Origin of the sequence: Paenarthrobacter sp. DKR-5 (genome assembly GCF_018531425.1) — a bacterium.
Classification (GTDB): Bacteria; Actinomycetota; Actinomycetes; order Actinomycetales; family Micrococcaceae; genus DKR-5.
The window spans coordinates 245,698-268,135 of sequence record NZ_JAHBOI010000003.1; the positions used below are offsets into that span (position 1 = coordinate 245,698).

Below are 22,438 nucleotides of genomic sequence, written 5' to 3' on the forward strand. Positions count from 1 at the left end.
GCCCGCAGGAGACCGACGAGACAATGACAGGGCAGGTGCTGCCGGCGCCCGGCCAGGACGGGGAAGGCCGCATCGTCCTGGCGGCCACCCCGATCGGGAACATCGGGGACGCGTCGCCGCGCCTGGTCGAGTTGCTGCAAACCGCCGACGTCGTCGCCGCGGAGGACACCCGGCGCCTGCACCGTCTCGTCCAAGCCCTTGGCATCACCGTCGGCGGCCGGATCATCAGCTACCACGAGCACAACGAAGCCTCCCGGACAGCGGATCTGCTCGGGCTGGTCGGCGGCGGGAGCACCTTGCTCATGGTTACCGACGCCGGCATGCCGGCAGTCTCCGACCCCGGGTTCCGCCTGGTCGAGGCAGCGGTGGAGGCGGGGCTGGTCGTCACCGCCGTGCCCGGTCCCTCGGCCGTGCTCACAGCTCTCGCCCTCTCAGGCCTGCCTACGGACCGTTTCTGCTTCGAAGGGTTCCTGCCGCGGAAGGCGGGCGAGCGGGCCGGCCGGCTGAAGGAACTCGCCGCCGAACGCCGCACGATGGTGTTCTTCGAGGCCCCGCACCGGCTGGAGCCGATGCTGCGCGCGCTGCACGAGGCTTTCGGCCCGGACCGGCGCGCGGCCGTTGCCAGGGAACTGACCAAGCTGCACGAGGAGGTGCTGCGCGGACCGCTGCAGGAGCTGCTGGGCTGGGCGGAAAGTTCCGAGGTCCGGGGTGAGATCGCCGTCGTCGTCGCCGGTGCGCCGGAAGCAGTGCCGGACCGGCCCGAGGACCACGTGGAGGCTGTCAACGCCCTCGTTGCGCAGGGCGCCCGGCTGAAGGAGGCCGTGGCCGCCGTGGCCGAGGACAAGCGGCTGAGCAAGCGGGAGCTGTACGCTGCGGTGCTCGCCGCCCGGTGACCGGCACCCGGCCGCTGCCCCGACCGTTTGTACTGCTGCACAGCAGAGCGGGGGTCCCGTCGTGCAGCCTTGCATGGACACTGCTCCGCGCACGGGGATAGCGTGGCCTCAATCGGCGGGCCGCAATCCGCACGCCGCGCAGCAAGATTTTTCAACGACGAACCGTGGAGGCAGCAATGTCGGTGACGACCGAGCGCGAGAGCGAACTTCTAGCATCAGTACCGACCGGGTTGTTGATCGGGGGCCAGTGGCGCCCGGCTGCAGCGGGCGGCACCTTCGACGTCGAGGACCCCTCGACCGGCAAGACGCTGCTGACGATCGCCGACGCCGGCCCCGAGGACGGGGCGGCGGCGCTGGACGCCGCTGCGGCGGCCCAGGAGTCGTGGGCGCGGACGGCCCCGCGGGAGCGCGGGGAGATCCTGCGCCGGGCGTTCGAGCTGGTGACGGAACGCGCGGATGATTTCGCCCTCCTGATGACCCTTGAGATGGGCAAGCCCCTGACAGAGGCCCGCGGCGAAGTGACCTACGGAGCGGAGTTCCTGCGCTGGTTCTCCGAGGAGGCCGTACGGGCTTTCGGCCGGTACTCGGTGTCCCCGGACGGCAAGTCCCGGCTGCTGGTGAACAAGAAGCCGGTGGGGCCCTGCCTGCTGATCACCCCGTGGAACTTCCCGCTGGCGATGGCGACGCGCAAGATTGCCCCGGCAGTGGCCGCCGGCTGCACGATGGTGCTGAAGCCGGCCAACCTGACCCCGCTGACGTCGTCGCTGTTCGCGGCCGTCATGCAGGAGGCGGGGCTGCCCGACGGCGTGCTCAACGTCGTGCACACCCGTGACGCGGGCGGCGTGACCGGGCCGCTGATCAAGGACGAGCGGCTGCGCAAGCTCTCCTTCACCGGGTCGACGCCGGTGGGGCGCAGCCTGCTGGAGGCGGCGGCCGGCAACGTGCTGCGGACCTCGATGGAGCTCGGCGGCAACGCCCCCTTCGTGGTGTTCGAGGACGCTGACCTGGACGCCGCCGTGACCGGCGCGATGCTCGCGAAGCTGCGGAACATGGGCGAGGCCTGCACGGCCGCGAACCGCTTTATCGTGCACGAATCCGTGGCGGAGGAGTTCGGGCGCAAGTTCGCCGCGAAGATGGCGGACATGCCGACCGGCCGCGGAACCGAGGATGAGACCAAGGTGGGTCCGCTCATCGACGGCAAGAGCCGAGACAAGGTGCACGACCTCGTCTCGGACGCGCTCGGCAACGGCGCGACCGCGGTGATCGGCGGCGCCCCGGTGGACGGTCCGGGCTACTTCTACCAGCCGACCGTGCTGACCGGTGTCGCTGCGGGTTCGCGGATCCTGAAGGAAGAGATCTTTGGCCCGGTCGCGCCGATCGTGACCTTCTCGACCGAGGACGAGGCTGTGCGCCTGGCCAACGACACCGAGTACGGGCTCGTGGCGTACGTGTTCACCAAGGACCTGAACCGCGGGCTCCGGATGGGCGAGCGGCTTGAGACCGGCATGCTCGGCCTGAACGCCGGCGTCGTGTCCAACGCGGCCGCTCCGTTCGGCGGCGTGAAGCAGTCCGGCCTGGGCCGCGAGGGCGGGCTCGAAGGCATCGAGGAGTACCTGTACACGCAGTACATCGGCATCGCCGACCCGTACACCGACAGCCCGGTCGGCTAGGCAGACTGCCGGCGGCGCGTCAGCGCGTCGGCGTTAGCAACCTGGACCGGCGATAGGGAAATCTCCCTATCGCCGGTCCTTTGTGCTCACCGGGTTGTGCTCACCGGACTCTGCTTACCGGGCGTGCCAACCGGAGTGGCCGGTGTGCCCGCGCCGACGTCGCCGCAGCGGGTGGCGCAGCCAGGCGCCCCAGCGGGAGAAGATCGACGCCGGCAGGACGACGGCGCGCACGCGCTGCAGCAGGGGCGCCCGCCCGCGCAACGCGCTGCGCACCGCGGAGAGGTCGCGCCGGGCTTCCTCGCGCCGGGCTTCGTCTGCGCCGCCGCTCTCCGGCCCGGGACGGCCGTAGGCGGTCTCCTCATAGCGCCTCGCCAGGCGTCCAAGGGCGGCCTCAGCCTCGGCCGGCGCCCCTGCCGGCCCAGGCATCCCTGGCGACGCGGCCACCGCGTCCGTCGCCGCCTGCGGCCCGGCTGCGCCGCGCAGCAGGCGGCCGGCGAACCGCCGCGGCGTCTCGCTGGCCAAGGGCGGCGAACCGTAATCCGCCGCCAGGTCGGTCAGTTCGTCCCACGGCGCTGCACCCCCGGGCCGTCCCGACCGCCGGCGCCGCAGGGCAGCGCGGCTTGCTGCCGGGGCCGCTGCCAGCAGGCCGGCCAGCAGCAGCCCGGCCGCGGCGGGCAGCCAGTCGGTGCCCCGTGCAGGCTGAGCCGGTGCCGGGGCGGCCGCGGCCGGCGTCGTCGGCTTCGCGCTGGGGGCGGCCGCTGCGCCGCTGGGCGCCTGCCGCGGATCCAGGCTGTCGGCCGACGTCCGTCCCGGCCGCTGCGGCGAGTCGGTCACGGCATAGTCGGGGACGGCCCCCCGCGAGGGCGTCGGCTCGAACGGAACCCAGCCGAGGCCCTCGAAGTACAGCTCAGGCCACGCGTGCGCGTCGCGGGAGTCGACCTGGTACTCGGTGAGCTTGACGCCGTCTTCGGAAGGAACGGTCCTGCCGGTGGGTTCCCCGGGGGCGTAGCCCACGGCGATCCGGCTCGGGATGCCGGCCAGCCGGGCCATGACCGCCATCGTGGACGCGAAATGCACGCAGTAGCCGCTCTTGGCCTGCAGGAATTTGGCGATCACGTCCATGCCGCTGCCGTCGTACCCGCCGTCGACCGGTGCCTGCTCGGAGTAGGTGAAGTCCCCGGAGCGCAGGAAGCGCTGGATGGCAAGGGCCTTCTCATAGGGTGTGCGGGCGCCGCCGGCCACGGAGTTTTCGGTGGACTTGATGATGTCCGGAACCGGCGGCAGGGCCAGGAACTGCCGGTCCAGGTTGCTGCGCGGCGGGTCCGCCGCCGCCGCCAGCGCTGCCGGCCCGAGGTCCGGGGTGACGCTGCGCACCAGGTAATTCTGGCCTGCGGAGTTGGTGTCCTCGCCCTTGATGGACAGCGTCTCCGGATCCCAGGTCCATTTGCCGTCCAGGCCCAGGACGCTGACCGGGGCGTAGGGGACCGGCAGCCAGGGGCTGCTGAAATCGCCCGAGTCGATGCGGGTGGTCGTCGTCTTGCCGGACTGGCCGGGACCCAGCACGTCAAAACCCATCCGGCCCACGCCCAGCTGCCGCTGGTCGTCCCGGGGTGTCGGCTGCCAGACGCTTCCCTCGAAGTCATCCAAGGTCACCGCCCGCAGGTAGAGCGGGGTTGTGGCGTCGGTCGCGTAGGTCATCCTGCTTTGGCCGCTTGCTTCGCGCAGGTCGTTGCCGAGCGCGATCATGGGGTTAAGGCCGGTGGCCGAGCCCCACGGGTTGAAGCGCGACCCCTGCGGAAAGGTGCCGGTCGTGAAGCCGGGCACGACGGCGGTGAGCAGGACGGTGACGGCCAGCGCGGCGGTGCCGGTGAGTGCGGCACGGCCGGCCTGGCCTCCGGCCAGGGACCGCTGCGCCGACAGGCCCGGCCTTCCCGGCGTGCCGCCGGCATACCACTGGCTGCAGGCGAGGATCAACAGGAAACCCGCGGCGCCAGCAGCGAAGCCGAGCGGCCCGGCGCTCTCCGGCTTCACCAGCGCCGGCACCACCAGCACCGCCAGGATGCCCGTGCCGGACAGGGCCGGCAGCTGCAGCGAGACCGCGAGGGCCTCTGTGAGAATGGCCACCGCACCCAGCCCGGCGCAGGCCGCCAGCACGATGGCTGCGTTCGGCTGCACCGGCGCCGTCTCGCCCACCAAGGTGTCGCGGGCCCGGCCGAGCAGGGGACCCAGGGCGGTAACGGTGTCAGGGACGGGAATGAAGCCGAGCAGGCTGTGTGAACGCAGGAACTGAGTGCTTAGCAGGCAGGCGAGGGCGGCTGCCTGGACCAGGTGGACGACGGCGGCCGGCGCCCGCAGGCTGCGTGCGAATGCTCCCGCCGCCAGCACGCCGCCGGTCGTGACCAGGCCCGCCGGCAGCCACGCCCACCCGCGGAACACCCCGTTGAGCGCCAGGGAGCTGCCCGCAACCGCGCAGAAAACGGCTCCGGCCATCACCCACGGCATGGTCCCGGCGCCGGGGGACCCGCCGCCCGGACCGCCGCTTAACCCCGCCCCGGCTGGGCCTGCGGCGCCCTGCCGGGTGGCGGTGGCCGTCACCGCCGGCCCCGCCGCGGGGGAGGCGGCGGCAATGGCGCATCGAGCGAAGACCAGGCTGCCCGAAGCGGTGTTCGCGGGCTCACGGCGGCCGCCTTCCACCCGGCGTGGCGCAGGACGTCGACGGCGGACTGTGCTTCGGTGCCATGTTCGGAGACCACCAGTGCGAACGCATTCGCACCGGTGTCCGCGGCCGCAGCGAGCAACCGGGCGTCGGCGTCGGACAGCTGGCCGAGGATGGCCAGGAGCGGGCCGCGGTGCCGGTGGACCGCGAGCTTGTTCAGCAGTTCCTCGTCGAAGGCGGTTCCCCTGCCGGTCTCGGGTCCCGCCCCGGTGCCGTGGCGGGGATGCGGCGGGTCGCGGAGCTCAAGCGCCGCCAAGCCCTCCCGGATGGCCTGCAACCCCGCGGGCCCGTCGAATTCCTCGGCGTCCGGCGCGGAGGCAGACACCGAACGGGACAGCCCCGGCAGCGCGTGTGTGTCCAGCAGCCGCAGCGTGTAGCCCCGGTCGAGGAGGTGCGTCGCCACGGACACGGCTGCGGTCACGGCCCACTCGAACCTTTCGCTCGTCAGCTGCGGCGGGTGGTTCTCCCCGTCCTGGCCGCCCGCACCGAACGCCGCGGCGAAGCCGGAGGAGTACGCGTGGAAGCGCTGGTCGAGGATGAGGACGGCCTCCGGCGTCGTCACCGATTCCTCCTGCCGCACCATCAGATTCCCCTGCCGGGCTGTCGCCGCCCAGTGCACGCGCCGCATCGGGTCCCCGTGCCGGTACTCCCTGGTCATCACGTCGTCGTCGCTCGGCGTGGCTCGCAGCCGGGTCGGGGACGTGCCGTCGCTGCTGCGCGCACCTGTCAGCGCGTTGGCCGGCAGCTCGACGGCCGCGGGCGTGACCGTCAAGGTGTCCGTCCCGGCGAGGGCATGCCGGTGCCGGCACAGGCCGAACGGGTCGGTGAACTCGGCGGTGACGGGGCCGATCGGGAAGAGCCCGCGCCGGTCCGAAGTCAGCCGGTAGCTGTAACGGCTGGGGCCGCCGCGGCCGCTGGAACGCGACGGGTAGCCGAACACCGCCCCGGGGCCGAACCGGGCGGGCAGGCGGTCCTCCAGCAGCACCCGGCCCCCAGGACCGGCCGGCCCGCTGACGGTCAGGTGGACCACGGCCTGTTCGCCGGTCTGCACCCCCGGCGGGACGAATTCGCGCAAGACACTGAACCGCGGCTTGAGCAGCCGCAGCCCGGCGAGTGCCAGCAGCGGAAGGACGATGAGGAACAGACCCAGGCTGAGCAGGTCGCGCCTGCCCATCACCTGGGCGAGGAGCAGGAAGAGCACGCCCGAAGCCGCAACCCCCCAGCCCCGCGGCGTCAGCGCGGTGGCTGCCAGCCTGGCTGCCGGGTCCACGGCCGCCGTCCTACCGGCCGCCGAAGGAGCGTTGCCCGTCTCCGGCGGCTACAGGGAGCCTGGCCAGGATCGCTGCGAGCACCGACGACGGCGTCTCGCCGGCCCCGGCGGCCCGGCGGTTCAGCAGGAGCCGGTGCGCCAGGACCGGGTCCGCCACGTCCATGACGTCGTCGGGCAGCACGTAGTCCCGGCCGGCCAGCGCCGACCCTGCCTTGGCCGCCCGCAGCAGCTGCAGCATGGCCCGCGGACTGGCGCCGAGCCGGACCTGCGGATCCTCCCGGGTCGCGCGGCCAAGGGACACGATGTATTCCTTGACCGCCTGCGAGACGAAGATTCCCTGCACCGCGCCTATCATTGCGGCGACCTCCGCCGCGGAGACCACGGGATGCACCGCCTCCAGCGGGCTGACGGACTGGTGCGTCTGCAGCATTTCCATCTCCGAGGCGGCGTCCGGGTAGCCCATGGAAATCCGGGCCATGAAGCGGTCCCGCTGCGCCTCCGGCAGGGGATAGGTGCCTTCCATCTCGATCGGATTCTGGGTGGCAACGACCATGAAGGGTTCGGACAGCGGGTAGGAAACGCCGTCGACCGTGACCTGGTGCTCCTCCATGCATTCGAGCAGCGCGGACTGGGTCTTTGCCGACGCCCGGTTGATTTCGTCGCCGATGACGATGTTCGCGAACACGGCTCCGGGCCGGAATTCGAACTGCCGCGAGGCCTGGTTGTAAACGGAGACGCCGGTGACGTCGGAGGGGAGCAGGTCCGGAGTGAACTGGATCCGGCTGACGGAGCAGTCGATGGCCCGGGCAAGGCTCTTGGCGAGCATGGTCTTGCCTACGCCGGGCACATCCTCCACGAGCAAGTGGCCCTGTCCCAGCAGGACGGTCAGGGCCAGCCGCGCCGCCTCGGGCTTGCCGTCGATGACCGTGTTGATCACCGAAAGCACCCGCTCGCTGGCGCGGAGGAAGTCCTGCGGCGTCAGCGCCGCCGGGCGGGCGGCAGGCGCCGGCTGCGCGGGCTCGTCAAGCTCCTCGGGGAGGGTCATGCGGTTCTGAAAATCCATCGGAAGCCTTCCGCCACAGTCGGCAGCCGCACAGCGGCAACCGCACCTCCGCCGGGGCTCCAGTCCCGCCGGATGATCCAAGATTACTAGCAGAACTCCGTCCCGCCGCAGAGAGTTCCCGGGTGCCCGCCGCAGGGACCTAGGCTGGAGACATGAGCCACCATCCCGCCCCCGCCGCCTACCGCCGACAGCCCGACCCCGCGGAGGGTGCGGCGCACGCGGGCGACGGCGCGGCGCGCGGCAGCAAGGACGTGGACGGCCGCCGCCGCAACCTCGACTACCCGCCTGCTCCGGAGCCGCTGCCGGTGCCGGTGATGGACAACCACACCCACCTGGACTTCCGGGACGGGCTGGTTTCCGTGTCCGTCAAGGATGCGCTCGATGCGGCGGAGGCCGTCGGCATCCAAGGCGCGGTGCAGGTCGGCTGCGACCTGGCCTCCTCCCGCTTCACCGTCGAGGCCCTCGACCTGGACCGGCGGCTGCTCGGGGCAGTGGCCCTGCACCCGAACGAAGCGCCGGAACTGGCTGCGGCCGGCGAGTTGGAGGAGGCGCTTGCCGAGATCGAGGTGCTCGCGGCCCACCCCCGGGTGCGCGCCATCGGCGAGACAGGCCTGGACTACTTCCGCACTCCGGCCGAAGGCGTCGAACGCCAGCAGTACAGCTTCCGGCGGCACCTCGACATTGCCAGGCGGCTTGGGCTGACCGTGCAGATCCACGACCGCGACGCCCACGACGACGTCGTCCGCGTCCTGCGCGAGGAGGCCTCGCCGGAGCGGGTGGTCTTCCACTGTTTCTCCGGCGACGCGGAACTGGCCCGGCTCTGCAACGCGAACGGCTGGTTCATGTCCTTCGCCGGCACCCTCACCTTCAAGAACGCCGCGAACCTGCGCGAGGCGCTCGCCGTGGCCGATCCGGAACTGGTCCTGGTCGAAACCGACGCGCCGTTCCTCACACCCCACCCGTACCGCGGCAGGCCAAACGCGTCCTACATGGTGCCCTACACGGTCCGTGCGATGGCCGAACTCGCGGGGGCCGACCTCGCCGAACTGGGGGCCCGGATTGCCGCGAACACCGAGCGCGCCTACGGCAACTGGAGCTGACCGGCTGTCCACCCGGTGCGACTACGTGTTGGTCGAATTATCACATTTCGGTTACGGTAGATAACTATTAGCCGGGGTCGGGGAAGGCCACCGGGTAATTTCACTCCGGTTTCGGGCGCGGTTTGTTCGCAGTTCCACGTGCCCCGGGAGTGCCGTTCGCAGCGGGAAACCGCAGGCGGATGGGCGCGCCCGAAAACAGGAGTTGGCGGCGCACCCATCCGCTGCGGCACGGCTTCGGCCGGTTCCGCGGCGGGGTCGATGCGTTATCCCCGTGCCCGGATGCTCTAGTAGGTACGGGTCATAGTGGTCAACTTATTCACCTCCGGCGGAAAGCCGAGCGTCGTCAAAATTGCCGGGCAGGCAGTGGTTCTCCTGGCTCTCGTGATGGGTCTCGTGGCCTTCGTGGGCAACAGCAAGACCGTCACCGTCAATGTCGACGGCCAGGTCAGTTCGGTACAGACATTCGGCGGAACTGTCGACCAGGTACTCCGCACCGCCAACGTGGACCTCAGGTCCGCGGACCGGGTCAGCCCGGCGCTTGACGCCAACGTCGCGCCCGGCGCCGTCATCCAGGTGAACACCGTCAAGAAGGTGACCGTCAGCCTCAACGGGGCCAGCCGCCAGGTGGAGACCACCTCGGCCACCGTCGGCGGCCTCGTCAGCGAGTTGCGCGTGGCGCCGCGGGCCGTTGTCTCGGCGCCGCGCGACATGCAGCTGGCAGCGACCGGAAGCTTCGTCGCGATCACCACCCCGAAGGACGTCCGCGTCGTCGTGGACGGCAAGAGCCTCGCCAAGACCACCACCGCCCTCAGCGTCGGCCAGGTGCTGCACGACGCCGGCATCAGCCTCGGCGCCACTGACCGGGTGTCGCAGCCGGCCTCGGCCCCCGTGATCGACGAAATGGTGATCAAGGTTTCCCGCGTCGACACCTCAAAGACCGCCACCGTCACCGAGGACGTGGCATTCCAGACCGAGACCACCCAGAGCCCCGACCTGTTCAAGGACGAGCAGAAGGTCACCCAGGCAGGTGTCCCCGGCAAGGTTGCCAAGACCTACACCGTGGTCCGCGTCGACGGCCGCGAAGTCAGCCGCACTCTCGCGTCCGAGACGGTGACTGTCCAGCCCGTGACCAAGAAGGTCACCGTCGGCACCAAGGACCGTCCGGCCGCCACCACCCCGGACCCGACCGCCAGCAAGGGCGGCGCGGCAGCCCCGGCCGTCATGAACGCGGCCATGTGGGACAAGATCGCCCAGTGCGAATCCAGCGGCAACTGGCACATCAACAGCGGCAACGGCTACTACGGCGGCCTGCAGTTCGACAACCAGACCTGGCTCGGTGCGGGCGGGGGCAGCTACGCCCCCCGCGCCGACTTGGCCAGCAGGGAACAGCAGATCGCCGTCGCCAACCGCGTCTACGCCCAGCGAGGGCTCGGCCCGTGGGGCTGCGCCGGCGCTGCCTCCTAAGGAACGGCGCAGCCTCCTCAGGGAAAGACCGGTCCCGTCAACAGGCCGGGCGGCGCAGGAGCGCCGCCCGGCCTGCGGCTACCATGGAGCAGTGACTTCCTCAGCCGACGCCCCCAGGCCGCTGCTTGGCGCCGCCGACATCCGACGCCTCGCTGAGGAACTGGGGATCCGCCCCACGAAGACGCTGGGGCAGAACTTCGTGATTGACGGAAACACCATCCGCCGCATCGTGGCCGCTGCCGCGGTCGATCCGGAGGAGACGGTCCTGGAAGTGGGCCCGGGCCTGGGTTCGCTCACGCTGGGCCTGCTGGACGCCGCGAAATCCGTCGTCGCGGTCGAAATCGACCCGGCGCTCGCGGCCCGGCTACCGGCCACCGTGGCGGAATGGCGGCCCGACCTCGCCGGCCATCTCGACGTCGTGCTTGCGGACGCGCTCAAGGTCACCAGCCTGCCGCAGGAACCGGCCGCGCTGGTCGCCAACCTGCCCTACAACGTGGCCGTGCCCGTGGTGCTGCACCTGCTCGAACACTTCCCCTCGCTGCGCCACGGCCTGGTCATGGTCCAGGACGAAGTGGCGGACCGGCTCGCAGCGGGGCCGGGATCGCGGGTCTACGGGGTGCCCTCCGTCAAAGCCGCCTGGTACAGCAGCATGCGCAAGGCCGGCGTCATCGGCATGAATGTCTTCTGGCCCGCGCCCAAGATCGCCTCCGGCCTGGTGGCCTTCACCCGCCGGGAACCCCCCGTCACCAAGGCGTCCCGTGCTGAGGTCTTCGCCGTCATTGATGCCGCCTTCGCCCAGCGCCGCAAGACCTTGCGGGCAGCCCTGGCCCGCTGGGCGGGCTCCGCGCCGGCGGCCGAGGAGTGCCTGCGGGCCGCAGGCGTGGACCCCACGGCCCGCGGCGAGGTCCTCGCGATCGAGGATTTCGCCCGCATCGCCGCGGCCCGGCTCAGCCTCCACGCCGCGCTCTGACGCGGCCGTCACAGCCGCCGGGCAGCTTGGTGGGCTCCGAGGGCGTCCTCTAAGTTGGTAACCATGAGCGCAGCACGGGAGAAGTTCACCGCCAGGACGGTGCGCGTGCGTGCCCCGGGCAAAATCAACGTCTCCTTCCGCGTCGGCCCGCTGCGCGAGGACGGCTACCACTCGGTGGCGAGCGTCTACCTCGCGGTCTCCCTGTACGAGGAGGTCGCTGCCACCTCCACCGAAGAACCCGGCATCACCGTGGGCCTGGACAGCCGCAGCACGCTCGACCTGTCCGGACTCGACATGCCGCTGGACCACCGCAATCTCACCTACCGCGCCGCGGCGCTCATGGCGGAAGTGACCGAGCATCCCAGCGGGGTGCATCTGGAGATCACCAAACGCGTCCCGGTCGCGGGCGGCATGGGCGGCGGCTCCGCGGACGCGGCGGCAACGCTGCTGGCCTGCGACGCGCTCTGGAACAGCGGGCTGTCCCGCGAGGAGCTGGCACACCTGGCATCGGAGCTGGGCGCGGACGTGCCCTTCGCACTGCTCGGCGGCACCGCCGTCGGCCTCGGAACCGGGGACCGGCTCACCCCGGCGCTGGCCAAGACCAGGCTGAACTGGGTGCTGGTGCCCGCCGCGTACGGCCTCTCCACGCCGGAGGTCTACCGCACCCTGGACCGGCTGCGCCGCGAGCAGGGCATCGAGCCCGATGCGCCGACGGAAGTGGACCCGCAGGTGCTCAAGGCGATGCGCGCCGGCGACGCGGGCGTGCTTGGCGACGCGCTGGTGAACGACCTGCAGCCGGCCGCACTGCATCTGGCGCCGGGCCTGCGCGCCACCTTGGAACAGGTCGAACGCGCCGGGGCGCTCGCCGCCATCGTCTCGGGCTCCGGCCCCACAGTCGCGGTGCTGGCCGCCGACGACGAAGCCGCCATGGACCTGGTGGACCGGCTCGGCGCCGAGGGCGTGGAAGCGCTCGCTGTCCACGGGCCCGTGCAGGGGGCGAAGATCATCTCCGATACGCTTCTGTAGTTCCTTTCCACGCACCAAAACCAGAGAGTTGTTTCCGTGGCACACCTGCTCGGCGGTGAGAACCTGACCGTTTCGTTCGCGACCCGCACCGTCCTCGACGGCGTCACCCTCGGTCTCGAGGAAGGGGACCGGATCGGCGTCGTCGGCCGCAACGGTGACGGAAAATCGACCCTCATGCGCCTGCTCGCCGGCCGGTCCACCCCCGACTCCGGGCGCGTGACCAAGCGCCGCGACGTCAATGTCGGCTTCCTGGACCAGTCGGACGTGCTCGACGGCGACCTCAGCGTCGGCCGGGCGATCGTCGGCGACGCGGCAGACCACGAATGGGCGGCGAACCCCGCCATCCGCGACATCATGGGCGGCCTCGTGGAGGACGTCGACTGGCACGCCGTCGTCAGTTCGCTCTCCGGCGGCCAGCGCCGCCGCGTGGCCCTGGCCAAACTGCTCATCCAGCCGCACGACGTGGTGATGCTCGACGAGCCGACGAACCACCTCGACGTCGAGGGCGTGGCCTGGCTCGCCGAGCATCTGACGACGCGCTGGCGGCCCGCCGACGGCGGCCTGCTCGTCGTCACGCACGACCGCTGGTTCCTCGACGAGGTCTGCAACCGCACCTGGGAAGTCCATGACGGCATCGTCGAACCGTTCGACGGCGGCTACGCGGCCTATGTGCTCGCCCGCGCCGAACGAGACCGGATGGCCGCCGTCGTCGAGGGTAAGCGGCAGAACCTGATCAAGAAGGAGCTGGCCTGGCTGCGCCGCGGTGCGCCGGCGCGGACCTCGAAGCCCAAGTTCCGGATCGAGGCGGCCAACGAGCTGATCTCCGACGTCCCCGAACCGCGTGACAGCCTGGCGCTGAGCAAGATGGCGACGGCGCGCCTGGGCAAGGATGTGCTGGACCTGGAGAACGTGACCCTCCAGCTCGGCGACGGGGGGCCCATCTTCAAGAACATCACCCTGCGGCTGGCGCCGGGGGAGCGGCTGGGCCTGGTCGGCGTCAACGGTGCCGGCAAAACCACCCTGCTGCGCCTGCTCAATTCGGAGATCGCGCCGACGTCGGGCCGGATGAAGCGCGGCAAGACCGTGCAGACCGCCGTGCTCAGCCAGGAAGTGCGCGAACTCGACGACGTTGCCGACCTGCGGGTCATCGAGGTGATCGAACGCGAGAAGCGGGTGTTCTCCGTCGGCGGCCGGGAGCTCTCAGCCGGCCAGCTGGTGGAGCAGCTCGGCTTCAGCAACCAGCGGCAGTGGACCCCGGTCCGCGACCTCTCCGGCGGTGAACGGCGCCGGCTGCAGCTGCTGCGCCTGCTCGTGGGCGAGCCGAACGTGCTGATGCTCGACGAGCCGACCAACGACCTGGACACGGACACACTGGCCGCCGTGGAGGACGTGCTGGACGGCTGGCCCGGGACGCTCGTCGTGGTCTCGCACGACCGCTACCTGCTGGAGCGTGTCACCGACCACCAGATGGCGCTGCTCGGGGACGGGAAGCTGCGGGACCTTCCGGGCGGCGTGGACCAGTACCTGGAACTACGCAAGGCGGCGCTGCAGTCGGCGGGCTCGTCCCCGGCGGCTGCCCAGGCTCCGGCGGCTGCAGGGAGCGGGGCAGGAGCGGCGAGCGGTGGAAGCTCGGAAGCGCAGAAGCGCGAAGCCCGCAAGGACCTGACCCGGATTGAACGCCAACTGGGCAAGCTCAGCCAACAGGCGGACCGGCTGCAGGCGCAGATGGCCGAGGCCACGAACGCCGCGGGCGGTCCTGACTTCGAGGTCCTCGCGGAGCTGAACACGAAGCTGCAGAAGCTCGGAACGGAGCAGGAACAGCTCGAGGAGGAGTGGCTGGCCGCGTCCGAGTTCCTCGAGTAGGGGCAGGCCGTTGGCATCCCGGACCGGCGCGTTGGCAACCCGGACTCGCGCGTTGGCAACCCGGACCGGCGTGAGCGAAATTTCCCTATCGGCGGTCCGGTTTCCTATCCGGAGCGCGCCACCGGTCGGTGCGGACTAGTCCGTCAAGGACCGCAGGCGGGGGTTCTGCTTCAGCCCCGTCAGGCCGTTCCAGGCCAGGTTCACCAGATGGGCCGCGACGGCGTGCTTGTCCGGCGCGCGGCTGTCCAGCCACCACTGCCCGGTCATCGCCACCATGCCGACCAGCATCTGCGCGTACATCGCACCGTCGTCGGCGCTGAAGCCGCGGCGGGCGAACTCGTCGGAGAGGATGTGCTCTACCCGTGCCGCAACCTTCGACAGCAGCGTGGAAAAGGCGGTTTCCGGCTGCGAGGGCGGAGCGTCGCGCATCAGGATCCTGAACCCGTCGGTCCGGTCCTCGATGTAGGTCAGCAGCGCCAGGGCGGCGCGCTCGAGCAGCACCCGCGGGCCGGCCTCCTCCGCCAGCGCGCCGGTGATGGCCGCGAGCAGAATGTGGAATTCTTCGTCCACGACCTGCCGGAACAGGCCTTCCTTGGAGCCGAAGTGCTCATAGATGACCGGCTTGGAGACACCGGCAGCGGCGGCAATGTCCTCGATGGTGGTGCCGTCGAGACCGCGGATCGCGAACAGCCCCCGGGAAACCTGGATCAACTGGGTGCGGCGCTGGACGCCCGTCATCCGCAAGCGGACCGGGCCCACCGCGGCGCGAGCAGTTGTAGTCACCCCTCCATCATGCCCCATCACAGTCTCCGGGGGGTCCTGCCAAGTCGCGCCCTGCCGCGGCCGCATGGCAAACTAGTTTTTTGTGCGTGCGGGCGACCGTCTGCAGGCACGGTCCGCTCTGGTGTAACGGCAGCACCCCGGCCTTTGGAGCCGTGGAGTATAGGTTCGAATCCTATGGGCGGAACTGTCAATCGCCGGCGCCGAGCGGTGCCGGGCGGGTGGCAGACCAAGTCCCCCGCGGCCGGACACGCGTGTTTTCCGGTCTGGACCGAGCGAGGAGTGCCCTTTTCATGACCTCAGTCAGTGTCGAGACAGCCGCGGTGATCGTGCTGGCAGCCGGGGCCGGGACCCGGATGAAGTCCCGCACCCCCAAGATCCTGCACCCGCTGGGCGGCCGGTCGATGATCGCCCACGCCCTCGAAGCCGCCCGCGGCCTGGAGCCGGCCAAACTCGCCGTCACGGTCCGCCACGAACGGGACCAGGTGGCCGAGCACGTCGCGGCGCTGGACCCGGAGGCGATCATCGTGGACCAGGACGACGTCCCCGGCACCGGCCGCGCGGTCGAGGTCGCGCTTGAGGCGCTCGACGCCGGAGCTCCCGTGCAGGGCACCGTCGTCGTCACGTATGGCGACGTCCCGCTGCTGACCAGTGAACTGCTCGAGGAACTCGTCGGCAGCCACCAGGCAGCGGGCAACGCGGTGACGGTGCTCACCGCCATCCTCGAGGACGCCACGGGCTACGGCCGGATCCTGCGCGCCGGGGACGGCACGGTGACCGGGATCCGCGAACACAAGGACGCCACCGACGACGAGCGCGGCATCAACGAGGTCAACTCCGGGATCTACGCGTTCGAGGCTGACGTGCTCCGCCGTGCGCTCGCCAAGGTCACGACCGAGAACGTGCAGGGCGAGAAGTACCTCACGGACGTGCTGGCACTGGCGCGGGACGAGGGCGGCCGGGTCGCCGCCGTCGCCACCGAAGACCGCTGGCAGGTCGAAGGCGCGAACGACCGCGTGCAACTGGCCGCCCTCGGAGCCGAGCACAACCGCCGGATCGTGCAGAAGTGGATGCGCGCGGGCGTCACGGTGGTCGACCCGGCCACCACCTGGATCGAATCGACAGTCGAACTGGCCGAGGACGTCACGCTGCTGCCGGGCACGCAGCTCAAGGGCCGCACCACGGTGGCGCGCGACGCCGTCGTCGGCCCGGACACCACCCTGACGGACGTCCAGATCGGTGAAGGCGCCGAGGTCGTCAGGACGCACGGCTCCGGCGCCGTCATCGGGCCGCGGGCCACGGTCGGACCCTTCGCCTTCCTGCGCCCCGGCACCGTGCTGGGCGAGGCGGGCAAGATCGGCACCTTCGTGGAGACCAAGAACGCACACATCGGCGCCCGCTCCAAGGTGCCGCACCTGAGCTACGTCGGCGACGCCACCATCGGCGAGGACTCCAACATCGGGGCTGCGTCCGTCTTCGTGAACTACGACGGCGTGAACAAGCACCACACCACCGTCGGGTCCCACGTGCGGATGGGCAGCGACAACATGTATGTCGCCCCTGTCACCATCGGCGACGGCGCCTACAGCGGTGCCGGCACTGTGATCCGCAAGGACGTCCCCGCCGGCGCGCTCGCCATCAATGTGGCGCCGCAGCGCAACCTGGACGGCTGGGTTCTTGCCAACCGGCCCGGCACCCCCGCCGCCACCGCGGCCGAAAAAGCTTCAGCGACCGACGATATCTCCTTAGAAAGCGATCCTTCATGAGCGAAATCACGGCACACGGCGAAAAGAAGCTGGTTCTGGCCGCCGGCCGGGCACACCCCGAACTGGCCGAACAAATCGCCAAGGACCTGGGCACCGAACTGTTGCCCATCAACGCCTACGACTTCGCCAACGGCGAGATCTACGTGCGCGCCGCCGAGAGCGTGCGCGGCACCGACGCGTTCGTGATCCAGGCCCACCCGGCGCCGCTGAACAACTGGCTGATGGAACAGCTGATCATGATCGACTCGCTCAAGCGGGCGTCTGCGAAGCGGATCACCGTGGTTTCCCCGTTCTACCCTTACGCCCGCCAGGACAAGAAGGGCCGCGGCCGCGAACCGATCTCCGCCCGCCTGGTGGCGGACCTGTACAAGACCGCCGGCGCCAACCGGCTGATGTCCGTGGACCTGCACACCGCGCAGATCCAGGGCTTCTTCGACGGACCGGTGGACCATCTGATGGCGATCCCGCTGCTGGCGGACTACATCCGCACCCGCGTGGATGCGGACAACATCACCGTCGTCTCGCCGGACACCGGCCGGGTGCGGGTGGCCGAGCAGTGGGCCGAGCGCCTCGGGGGCGCCCCGCTGGCGTTCGTGCACAAGAGCCGGGACCTGACCGTGCCGAACAAGGCTGTCTCGAAGCAGGTCGTCGGCCAGATCGAGGGCCGCACCTGCGTGCTGATCGACGACATGATCGACACCGGCGGCACCATCGCCGGCGCCGTCCAGGTGCTCAAGAGCGCCGGCGCGAAGGACGTCATCATCGCAGCGACGCACGCGGTGTTCTCGGACCCGGCGGCCCGCACGCTCTCCGAGTCCGGGGCCCGGGAGGTCGTGGTCACCAACACGCTCCCCATCCCTGCGGAGAAGCGGTTCCCGCAGCTGACCGTGCTTTCCATCGCCCCGCTGATCGCCCGCGCGATCCGCGAGGTGTTCGACGACGGGTCCGTCACCAGCCTGTTCGACGGCGCGAGCTGACCTAGCGGGAGCGGCGCGCCGGGGGACGGGTTTCGACGGCGGGGATTTACTCAGTAGCCTTAGCGCTTATGAGCATCGGAATCCCCGCGCGGGAACAGCACGGCCCCGGCGGCGCCGAAAGAGCGGGCGCGGTCCTGCTGGGCGGCGCCACCGTTGACCGGGACTTCCTCGACGGCCTCGGGGACAGGGCCGTGGCCCTGGCCCCCGATCCGCGGGCTGACGCCGAGGCATTCCTGCCCGGAGCGCTGGACCTGGCGGTGGAGCTGGGGCTGACCGCGCCTCCGCCCGGCGAGGGGTACACGCAGCTGCTCTGGGAGCAGCTGGCCACCATTGCCGCCGCGGACCTGAGCGTCGCCCGCGTGGTCGAGCCGCATCTGGATGCGCTCGCCATCCTGCGCCAAGCCGGGCCGATGGATTTCTCCAGCCTGGAGGAAGACGCGGCCAGCAGTTGGGGCGTCTTCGCCGCCGAGGCGCCGGACCTTCGCTTGGAGGCCACGCTGACCGACACCGGCTGGCGCCTCGACGGCGTCAAGCCCTGGTGCTCGCTCGCTGCCCACTTGTCGCACGCCGTGGTCACTGCCCACACGGGCGATACCCGTCGGCGCGCCTTCGCCGTCCGCCTGCGCGGGCCGGGAGTGGAGGTCCGGCCGGGGAACTGGGCCGCCCACGGGCTGGCCGGAATCGCCAGCGGGCCAGTGAGGTTTGACGGCGTCCCGGCCGTACCCGTCGGACCGGACGGCTGGTACCTCGACCGGCCGGGCTTCGCCTGGGGCGGGATCGGCGTCGCCGCCGTCTGGTACGGAGGTGCCGTCGGGGTCGCGCGCCGGCTCTGGCAGAAGTACAGCACCAGCCACCCGGACCAGATCGGCCTGTTCCAGCTGGGCGCCGTCGATGCGGCCCTGGCCTCAGCCCGCTGTGCCTTGCTGGAGGCCGCCCGACTCGTGGATGCCGGGGAAGCCGCGGCCTCCGAGGGCGCGCTGCTGGCACACCGGGTCCGCGCCGTGGTGGCCGCCGCCGCCGAGGAAGTGCTCGCCCAGGTGGCGCACGCGCTCGGCCCGGCACCGCTGGCGTTCGAAGCCGCGCACGCCCGGCGGGTCGCCGACCTGCAGCTCTACGTCCGCCAGGACCACGCGGAGCGCGACCGTGCGGCGCTGGGCCAGGCACTCCTGGCCCGCGGAACAACACCATGGTGAGTTTCAGCCACCTCGACGCCGGCACGCCGGAGGCGGCATGGCTCGCCGACGGAGGCCTGGACGGTTTGCCGCCGCTTGACCTCGCTGGCGTGCGGCATCTGGTGCTGTTCGCTGCCCATCCGGACGACGAGTCGCTCGGTGCCGGAGGCCTGCTGGCCGCCGCGGCAGCCGCCGGGAGTGCCGTCGACGTCGTGGTGGCCACCAACGGCGAGGCCTCCCACCCCGCATCTCCGACCCGGACGCCTGCCGAGCTGGCCGCTGTCCGCCGGGCCGAAGTGGCCGCGGCAGTGGCCGCGGCGGCGCCGGGGGCGGCCGTTCACCTGCTGGAGCTGCCGGACGGGCGCCTCGCTGGCCACGCGGCGGAGGCTGAGGCCGCCCTCCGGGCCCTCGTCCGCGGAAAGAACGGGCTGCTGCTGGCCGCGCCGTGGCGAGCTGACGGCCACACCGACCACGACGCGGCCGGGGCGATCGCGGCACGGGTGGCGGCGGACACCGGAGCGCGGCTGCTGGAGTATCCGGTGTGGCTCTGGCATTGGGGGACCCCCGGCGCCCAGGAGGTGCCGTGGGACCGGTGCCGGCGGCTGGACCTGCCGCCGGCGGCCCTGGCAGCGAAGCGGGTGGCGCTGGCCCGCCACGTCAGCCAGACTGAACCGCTTTCGGACCGGCCCGGGGACGAAGCACTGCTCAGCCGCGCCATGCAGGAGCACTTCGAGCGGCCCTTCGAGGTCTTCATCGAGGAGGTCTTCCCCGGACAGGTTTCCACTGCGGAGGTCTTCCCCGGGGAGATCGTCACTGAGACAGCATGGTCCGGCGTTGAGGAAACCGTGCCGCAGCCCGGAACCGTGCCGGACGCGGCCGGTGTCTTCGACCAGCTGCATGCCGGCAGCGACGACCCTTGGCGGTACACCACCAGCTGGTACGAACAGCGCAAACGGGCGTTGACTCTGGCCATCCTGCCGCGCGAACGTTTCGCCTCCGGCCTCGAGGTGGGCTGCTCCGTAGGGGTGCTGACCCGGGAGCTGGCGGCCCGTACCGACCGGCTGACCGCCGTCGACGTCAGCGCGCAGGCACTGACGCATGCCGCCCGGCGGCTGGAGGGGACGCCCAACGTCGTGCTCGAGCGGCTTCAGACACCGGGGGAGTGGCCGGCGGGGACCTTCGACCTGATCGTCGCCTCAGAGGTGGGGTACTACTACTCGGCGGAGCAACTCGATGCCTTCGTGCGGCGCTGCCTGGCCGCGCTCGCCCGGGACGGAGTGCTGGTGGCCTGCCACTGGCGGCATCCGGTGCATGGCTGGCCGCTGGACGGGGACGACGTGCACCGCCGGCTCAGCACGGAGGCGGGCTTGGAGCTGCTGGCCCGGCACGAGGAGGAAGACTTCCTGCTCGAGGTGTTCGTCCGGCCTCCGGCGATATCGGTCGCCCGTGCGGAGGGGCTGCTGTGAGGCAACCCCCCGCGCCGAAGGCTGCCCTCCCCGCCGCGATCAGCGTGGTGATCCCTGCCCGGAACGAGGAGGAGCTGCTGCCGCGCTGCCTGGCCTCGGTCCGCCGGGCCCGCGAGCAGCTGGCAGCGGTTGAACCTGCGGTCAGGGTCAGCGTGACGGTGGTCCTCGACGAGTGCGACGACGGGTCCGCCGCCGCCGTCGCCGCCTCACCCGGAGCGAAGGCGCTGCGCGTGGAGGCCGGCAGCGCCGGTGCCGCGCGGGCACTGGGGGCGCGGATCGCGCTCGAGGAACCGTTCCCCCCAGCGGGACTGTGGCTGGCCAACACCGATGCCGACAGTGTGGTCCCCGCCAACTGGCTCGTGCACCAGGCAGCGCTCGCCGCCGCGGGCGTCGAGCTGATGGCCGGTACCGTGGAACCGGACCCGGCCGATCTCGACCAGGCACGTCTCGCCGTATGGCTGTCGACCCACGAGCTTGCGGACGGGCACAGCCACGTTTTCGGGGCGAACCTGGGCATCCGCGGGGACCTCTACCTCAGGTCCGGCGGCTTCCAGCCTCTCGCGCACGGCGAGGACCGGGCGCTGGTGGCCGCCGCGAAGCGGCTCGGCGCCGTCTGGCGGGCCACCGACGGCTGCCGGGTGCGGACGTCCGGGCGGCTGCACGGGCGGGCCCGAGGCGGATTCGCGGACTACCTGCGTTCCGAAACTGCCTGACGGCGGACGCGAAGAGGGCCCGGCCGTTTCCGGCCGGGCCCTCCCGGTCATGCCGAAGCAGGTTCGGCGCTACAGCCAGGCGCTACTGCCCGGGTGCGCTTACGTCGCCGCGCCACGCCCCGGTCTCGCTGCCCTGGCTCTCGATGAACTCCTTGAACCGCGTCAGGTCCGACTTCACCTGGCGGTCGTCGGCGCCCACCACGGCACCCACCTTCTCGGTGAAGGTTTCCGGGTGCCAGTCCAGCTGCACGGTCACCCGCGTGCTGCTGTCCCCGAGCCGGTGGAACGTCACGACGCCGGCGTGGTCCTTGCCGTCGGTGCTCTTCCACGCGACCCGCTCATCAGGGTGCTGCTCGGTGATCTCGGTGTCGAACTCTCGCTCGACGCCGCCCACTTTGGTCTTCCAGTGCGAATGCGTCGCGTCCTGCTGCGTGATGGATTCAACGCCGTTCATGAAGTGCGGGAAGGACTCGAACTGGGTCCACTGGTTGTACGCGGTCGAAACCGGAACCTGGACATCGATGGATTCAGTAACCGTTGCCATTTGACTCTCCTTCGGGATTGCCTTCACTGACAGACCTGTGCCTGGCCCTGTTTCGACGCTATAAAGCCGCTACAGGGGTGCGCAAGACTATTTGATAAGTTTACTTATTTTTTGGCGGAATGAGACATCGGGGCGCCTGGCGGCAGCCCCGGCCCCGCGCGAAAGTGCTCCGCCGGGCTGGTAGACTGTTCCGGATACCTTGGCGAGGGAGACTGACACCGTCCACTGACGGCTCCGTTATCGACTGGGTCTGCAACTCCTTCACGTATGGCGTGGATGGTCGGTTCCGGACCTGCGCCCTTGCTGCCAGCGAAGCAACACTGAGGAGTAACCATGGCTGACCACAAACTTGACGCCCAGCTGCGCACCGAGTTCGGCAAGGGCGCTGCCCGCCGTGCCCGCCGCGCGCACCAGATCCCCGCGGTCATCTACGGCCACGGCGCAGAGCCCCTGCACGTGAACCTGCCGGGCCACCAGACCATGATTGCGGTCCGTGCGGCCAACGCCCTGCTGACCCTGAACGTCGACGGCGAGGAGCACCTGGCGCTCGTCAAGGACGTCCAGCGTGACCCGGTCCTGCAGATCATCGAGCACGTTGACCTGCTGACCGTCCGCCGCGGCGAGAAGGTCACGGTTGACGTGCCCGTCGTCGTCACCGGCGAGGTCGACGCCACCGCAGTCGCCACCCAGGAAGCCGCCACCATCTCGGTCGAGGCCGAGGCGACGCACGTGCCCGCACACCTCGAGGTCGACGTCGAAGGCCGCACCCCCGGCCAGCACCTCCACGCTTCGGACATCAAGCTCCCCAGCGGCGTGAGCCTGCTGGTCGACGCCGAGACGATGATCGTGAACGTCTCCGAGCCCGTTGTCGCCGACCTCGGCGAGGAAGCCCCCGCGGCTGAGGGCGCAGAGGCCGCTGAGGGTGAAGAGGCTGCCAAAGCAGCCGAAGAGGCCCCCGCCGAGTAATAGACAGTAGTCGGCACTC

Annotated in this window: 18 protein-coding genes and 1 tRNA gene; 14 read left to right on the top strand and 5 right to left on the bottom strand. The window is 70.9% G+C overall.

The features are described from left to right. Positions 1-23: 23 nt before the first annotated feature. Both rsmI and KIH31_RS07460 read left to right on the top strand, forming a co-directional pair. Complete coding sequence (rsmI, locus tag KIH31_RS07455; RefSeq protein ID WP_214426800.1) at positions 24-893, top strand: 16S rRNA (cytidine(1402)-2'-O)-methyltransferase; 870 nt, start codon at positions 24-26, stop codon at positions 891-893. A gap of 176 nt (positions 894-1,069) precedes the next feature. After that, on the top strand, positions 1,070-2,563 hold the full coding sequence (locus tag KIH31_RS07460; RefSeq protein WP_214426462.1) for an NAD-dependent succinate-semialdehyde dehydrogenase: 1,494 nt from the start codon (positions 1,070-1,072) through the stop codon (positions 2,561-2,563). 114 nt (positions 2,564-2,677) lie between these two features. On the opposite strand, the gene KIH31_RS07465 is transcribed toward KIH31_RS07460, so the two are convergent. The 3 genes from KIH31_RS07465 to KIH31_RS07475 all read right to left on the bottom strand — a co-directional run bounded on the left by KIH31_RS07465 (position 2,678) and on the right by KIH31_RS07475 (position 7,612). After that, a complete protein-coding gene (locus KIH31_RS07465) occupies positions 2,678-5,053 on the bottom strand; it encodes a DUF3488 and transglutaminase-like domain-containing protein (protein ID WP_214426463.1) in 2,376 nt (791 codons plus the stop codon). Positions 5,054-5,154: 101 nt separating this feature from the next. Beyond that, entirely contained in the window at positions 5,155-6,549 is a 1,395-nt protein-coding gene (locus KIH31_RS07470) for a DUF58 domain-containing protein (RefSeq protein ID WP_307857576.1), read from the bottom strand. A gap of 10 nt (positions 6,550-6,559) precedes the next feature. After that, the gene (locus KIH31_RS07475; protein WP_214426464.1) at positions 6,560-7,612 is read right to left on the bottom strand and encodes a MoxR family ATPase; all 1,053 of its coding nucleotides are present in this window, start codon (positions 7,610-7,612) and stop codon (positions 6,560-6,562) included. A 152-nt stretch (positions 7,613-7,764) separates the two neighbouring features. Here KIH31_RS07475 and KIH31_RS07480 point away from each other — a divergent pair, with 152 nt between their 5' ends. The 5 genes from KIH31_RS07480 (at position 7,765) to KIH31_RS07500 (ending at position 14,035) form a co-directional block, all read left to right on the top strand. Next, positions 7,765-8,712, top strand: a complete 948-nt coding sequence (locus tag KIH31_RS07480) for a TatD family hydrolase (RefSeq protein ID WP_214426465.1) — start codon at positions 7,765-7,767, stop codon at positions 8,710-8,712. Positions 8,713-9,015: 303 nt separating this feature from the next. After that, positions 9,016-10,176: a resuscitation-promoting factor gene (locus KIH31_RS18300; protein ID WP_214426466.1), complete on the top strand. Its 1,161-nt coding sequence runs from the start codon at positions 9,016-9,018 to the stop codon at positions 10,174-10,176. Positions 10,177-10,267: 91 nt separating this feature from the next. Continuing rightward, positions 10,268-11,146: a 16S rRNA (adenine(1518)-N(6)/adenine(1519)-N(6))-dimethyltransferase RsmA gene (gene rsmA / locus KIH31_RS07490; protein WP_214426467.1), complete on the top strand. Its 879-nt coding sequence runs from the start codon at positions 10,268-10,270 to the stop codon at positions 11,144-11,146. 63 nt (positions 11,147-11,209) lie between these two features. Further along, the gene (locus KIH31_RS07495) at positions 11,210-12,172 is read left to right on the top strand and encodes a 4-(cytidine 5'-diphospho)-2-C-methyl-D-erythritol kinase (RefSeq protein WP_214426468.1); all 963 of its coding nucleotides are present in this window, start codon (positions 11,210-11,212) and stop codon (positions 12,170-12,172) included. A 36-nt stretch (positions 12,173-12,208) separates the two neighbouring features. Beyond that, a complete protein-coding gene (locus KIH31_RS07500) occupies positions 12,209-14,035 on the top strand; it encodes an ABC-F family ATP-binding cassette domain-containing protein (protein WP_214426469.1) in 1,827 nt (608 codons plus the stop codon). A 135-nt stretch (positions 14,036-14,170) separates the two neighbouring features. On the opposite strand, the gene KIH31_RS07505 is transcribed toward KIH31_RS07500, so the two are convergent. After that, the gene (locus KIH31_RS07505) at positions 14,171-14,836 is read right to left on the bottom strand and encodes a TetR/AcrR family transcriptional regulator (protein ID WP_374224860.1); all 666 of its coding nucleotides are present in this window, start codon (positions 14,834-14,836) and stop codon (positions 14,171-14,173) included. A gap of 94 nt (positions 14,837-14,930) precedes the next feature. On the opposite strand from KIH31_RS07505, the gene KIH31_RS07510 reads away from it, so the two are divergent. The 6 genes from KIH31_RS07510 (at position 14,931) to KIH31_RS07535 (ending at position 20,909) form a co-directional block, all read left to right on the top strand. Next, positions 14,931-15,002, top strand: a tRNA-Gln gene (locus KIH31_RS07510). Between the two features lie 106 nt (positions 15,003-15,108). Continuing rightward, on the top strand, positions 15,109-16,581 hold the full coding sequence (gene glmU / locus KIH31_RS07515) for a bifunctional UDP-N-acetylglucosamine diphosphorylase/glucosamine-1-phosphate N-acetyltransferase GlmU (protein ID WP_214426470.1): 1,473 nt from the start codon (positions 15,109-15,111) through the stop codon (positions 16,579-16,581). After that, positions 16,578-17,558, top strand: a complete 981-nt coding sequence (locus KIH31_RS07520) for a ribose-phosphate diphosphokinase (protein WP_214426471.1) — start codon at positions 16,578-16,580, stop codon at positions 17,556-17,558. Before glmU ends, KIH31_RS07520 begins: the two co-directional genes overlap by 4 nt. A 68-nt stretch (positions 17,559-17,626) precedes the next feature. After that, on the top strand, positions 17,627-18,751 hold the full coding sequence (locus KIH31_RS07525; protein ID WP_214426472.1) for an acyl-CoA dehydrogenase: 1,125 nt from the start codon (positions 17,627-17,629) through the stop codon (positions 18,749-18,751). Next, a complete protein-coding gene (locus tag KIH31_RS07530; protein WP_214426473.1) occupies positions 18,745-20,196 on the top strand; it encodes a class I SAM-dependent methyltransferase in 1,452 nt (483 codons plus the stop codon). The genes KIH31_RS07525 and KIH31_RS07530 overlap by 7 nt, the downstream gene beginning before the upstream one ends. After that, entirely contained in the window at positions 20,193-20,909 is a 717-nt protein-coding gene (locus KIH31_RS07535; protein WP_214426474.1) for a glycosyltransferase family 2 protein, read from the top strand. The genes KIH31_RS07530 and KIH31_RS07535 overlap by 4 nt, the downstream gene beginning before the upstream one ends. 82 nt (positions 20,910-20,991) lie before the next feature. On the opposite strand, the gene KIH31_RS07540 is transcribed toward KIH31_RS07535, so the two are convergent. Then, on the bottom strand, positions 20,992-21,453 hold the full coding sequence (locus KIH31_RS07540) for an SRPBCC family protein (protein ID WP_214426475.1): 462 nt from the start codon (positions 21,451-21,453) through the stop codon (positions 20,992-20,994). 333 nt (positions 21,454-21,786) lie between these two features. On the opposite strand from KIH31_RS07540, the gene KIH31_RS07545 reads away from it, so the two are divergent. Beyond that, positions 21,787-22,419, top strand: coding sequence for a 50S ribosomal protein L25/general stress protein Ctc (locus KIH31_RS07545; RefSeq protein WP_214426476.1), 633 nt, complete (start codon positions 21,787-21,789; stop codon positions 22,417-22,419). Positions 22,420-22,438 lie beyond the last annotated feature (19 nt).

Excerpts from the sequence above, each read along its gene's own strand:
- rsmI (WP_214426800.1), top strand. The coding sequence starts at position 24 with ATGACAGGGCAGGTGCTGCCGGCGCCCGGCCAGGACGGGGAAGGCCGC.
- KIH31_RS07460 (WP_214426462.1), top strand. The coding sequence starts at position 1,070 with ATGTCGGTGACGACCGAGCGCGAGAGCGAACTTCTAGCATCAGTACCG.
- KIH31_RS07465 (WP_214426463.1), bottom strand. The coding sequence starts at position 5,053 with ATGGCCGGAGCCGTTTTCTGCGCGGTTGCGGGCAGCTCCCTGGCGCTC.
- KIH31_RS07475 (WP_214426464.1), bottom strand. The coding sequence starts at position 7,612 with ATGGATTTTCAGAACCGCATGACCCTCCCCGAGGAGCTTGACGAGCCC.
- KIH31_RS07480 (WP_214426465.1), top strand. The coding sequence starts at position 7,765 with ATGAGCCACCATCCCGCCCCCGCCGCCTACCGCCGACAGCCCGACCCC.
- KIH31_RS07495 (WP_214426468.1), top strand. The coding sequence starts at position 11,210 with ATGAGCGCAGCACGGGAGAAGTTCACCGCCAGGACGGTGCGCGTGCGT.
- KIH31_RS07505 (WP_374224860.1), bottom strand. The coding sequence starts at position 14,836 with ATGGGGCATGATGGAGGGGTGACTACAACTGCTCGCGCCGCGGTGGGC.
- glmU (WP_214426470.1), top strand. The coding sequence starts at position 15,109 with ATGACCTCAGTCAGTGTCGAGACAGCCGCGGTGATCGTGCTGGCAGCC.
- KIH31_RS07520 (WP_214426471.1), top strand. The coding sequence starts at position 16,578 with ATGAGCGAAATCACGGCACACGGCGAAAAGAAGCTGGTTCTGGCCGCC.
- KIH31_RS07525 (WP_214426472.1), top strand. The coding sequence starts at position 17,627 with ATGAGCATCGGAATCCCCGCGCGGGAACAGCACGGCCCCGGCGGCGCC.
- KIH31_RS07530 (WP_214426473.1), top strand. The coding sequence starts at position 18,745 with ATGGTGAGTTTCAGCCACCTCGACGCCGGCACGCCGGAGGCGGCATGG.
- KIH31_RS07540 (WP_214426475.1), bottom strand. The coding sequence starts at position 21,453 with ATGGCAACGGTTACTGAATCCATCGATGTCCAGGTTCCGGTTTCGACC.
- KIH31_RS07545 (WP_214426476.1), top strand. The coding sequence starts at position 21,787 with ATGGCTGACCACAAACTTGACGCCCAGCTGCGCACCGAGTTCGGCAAG.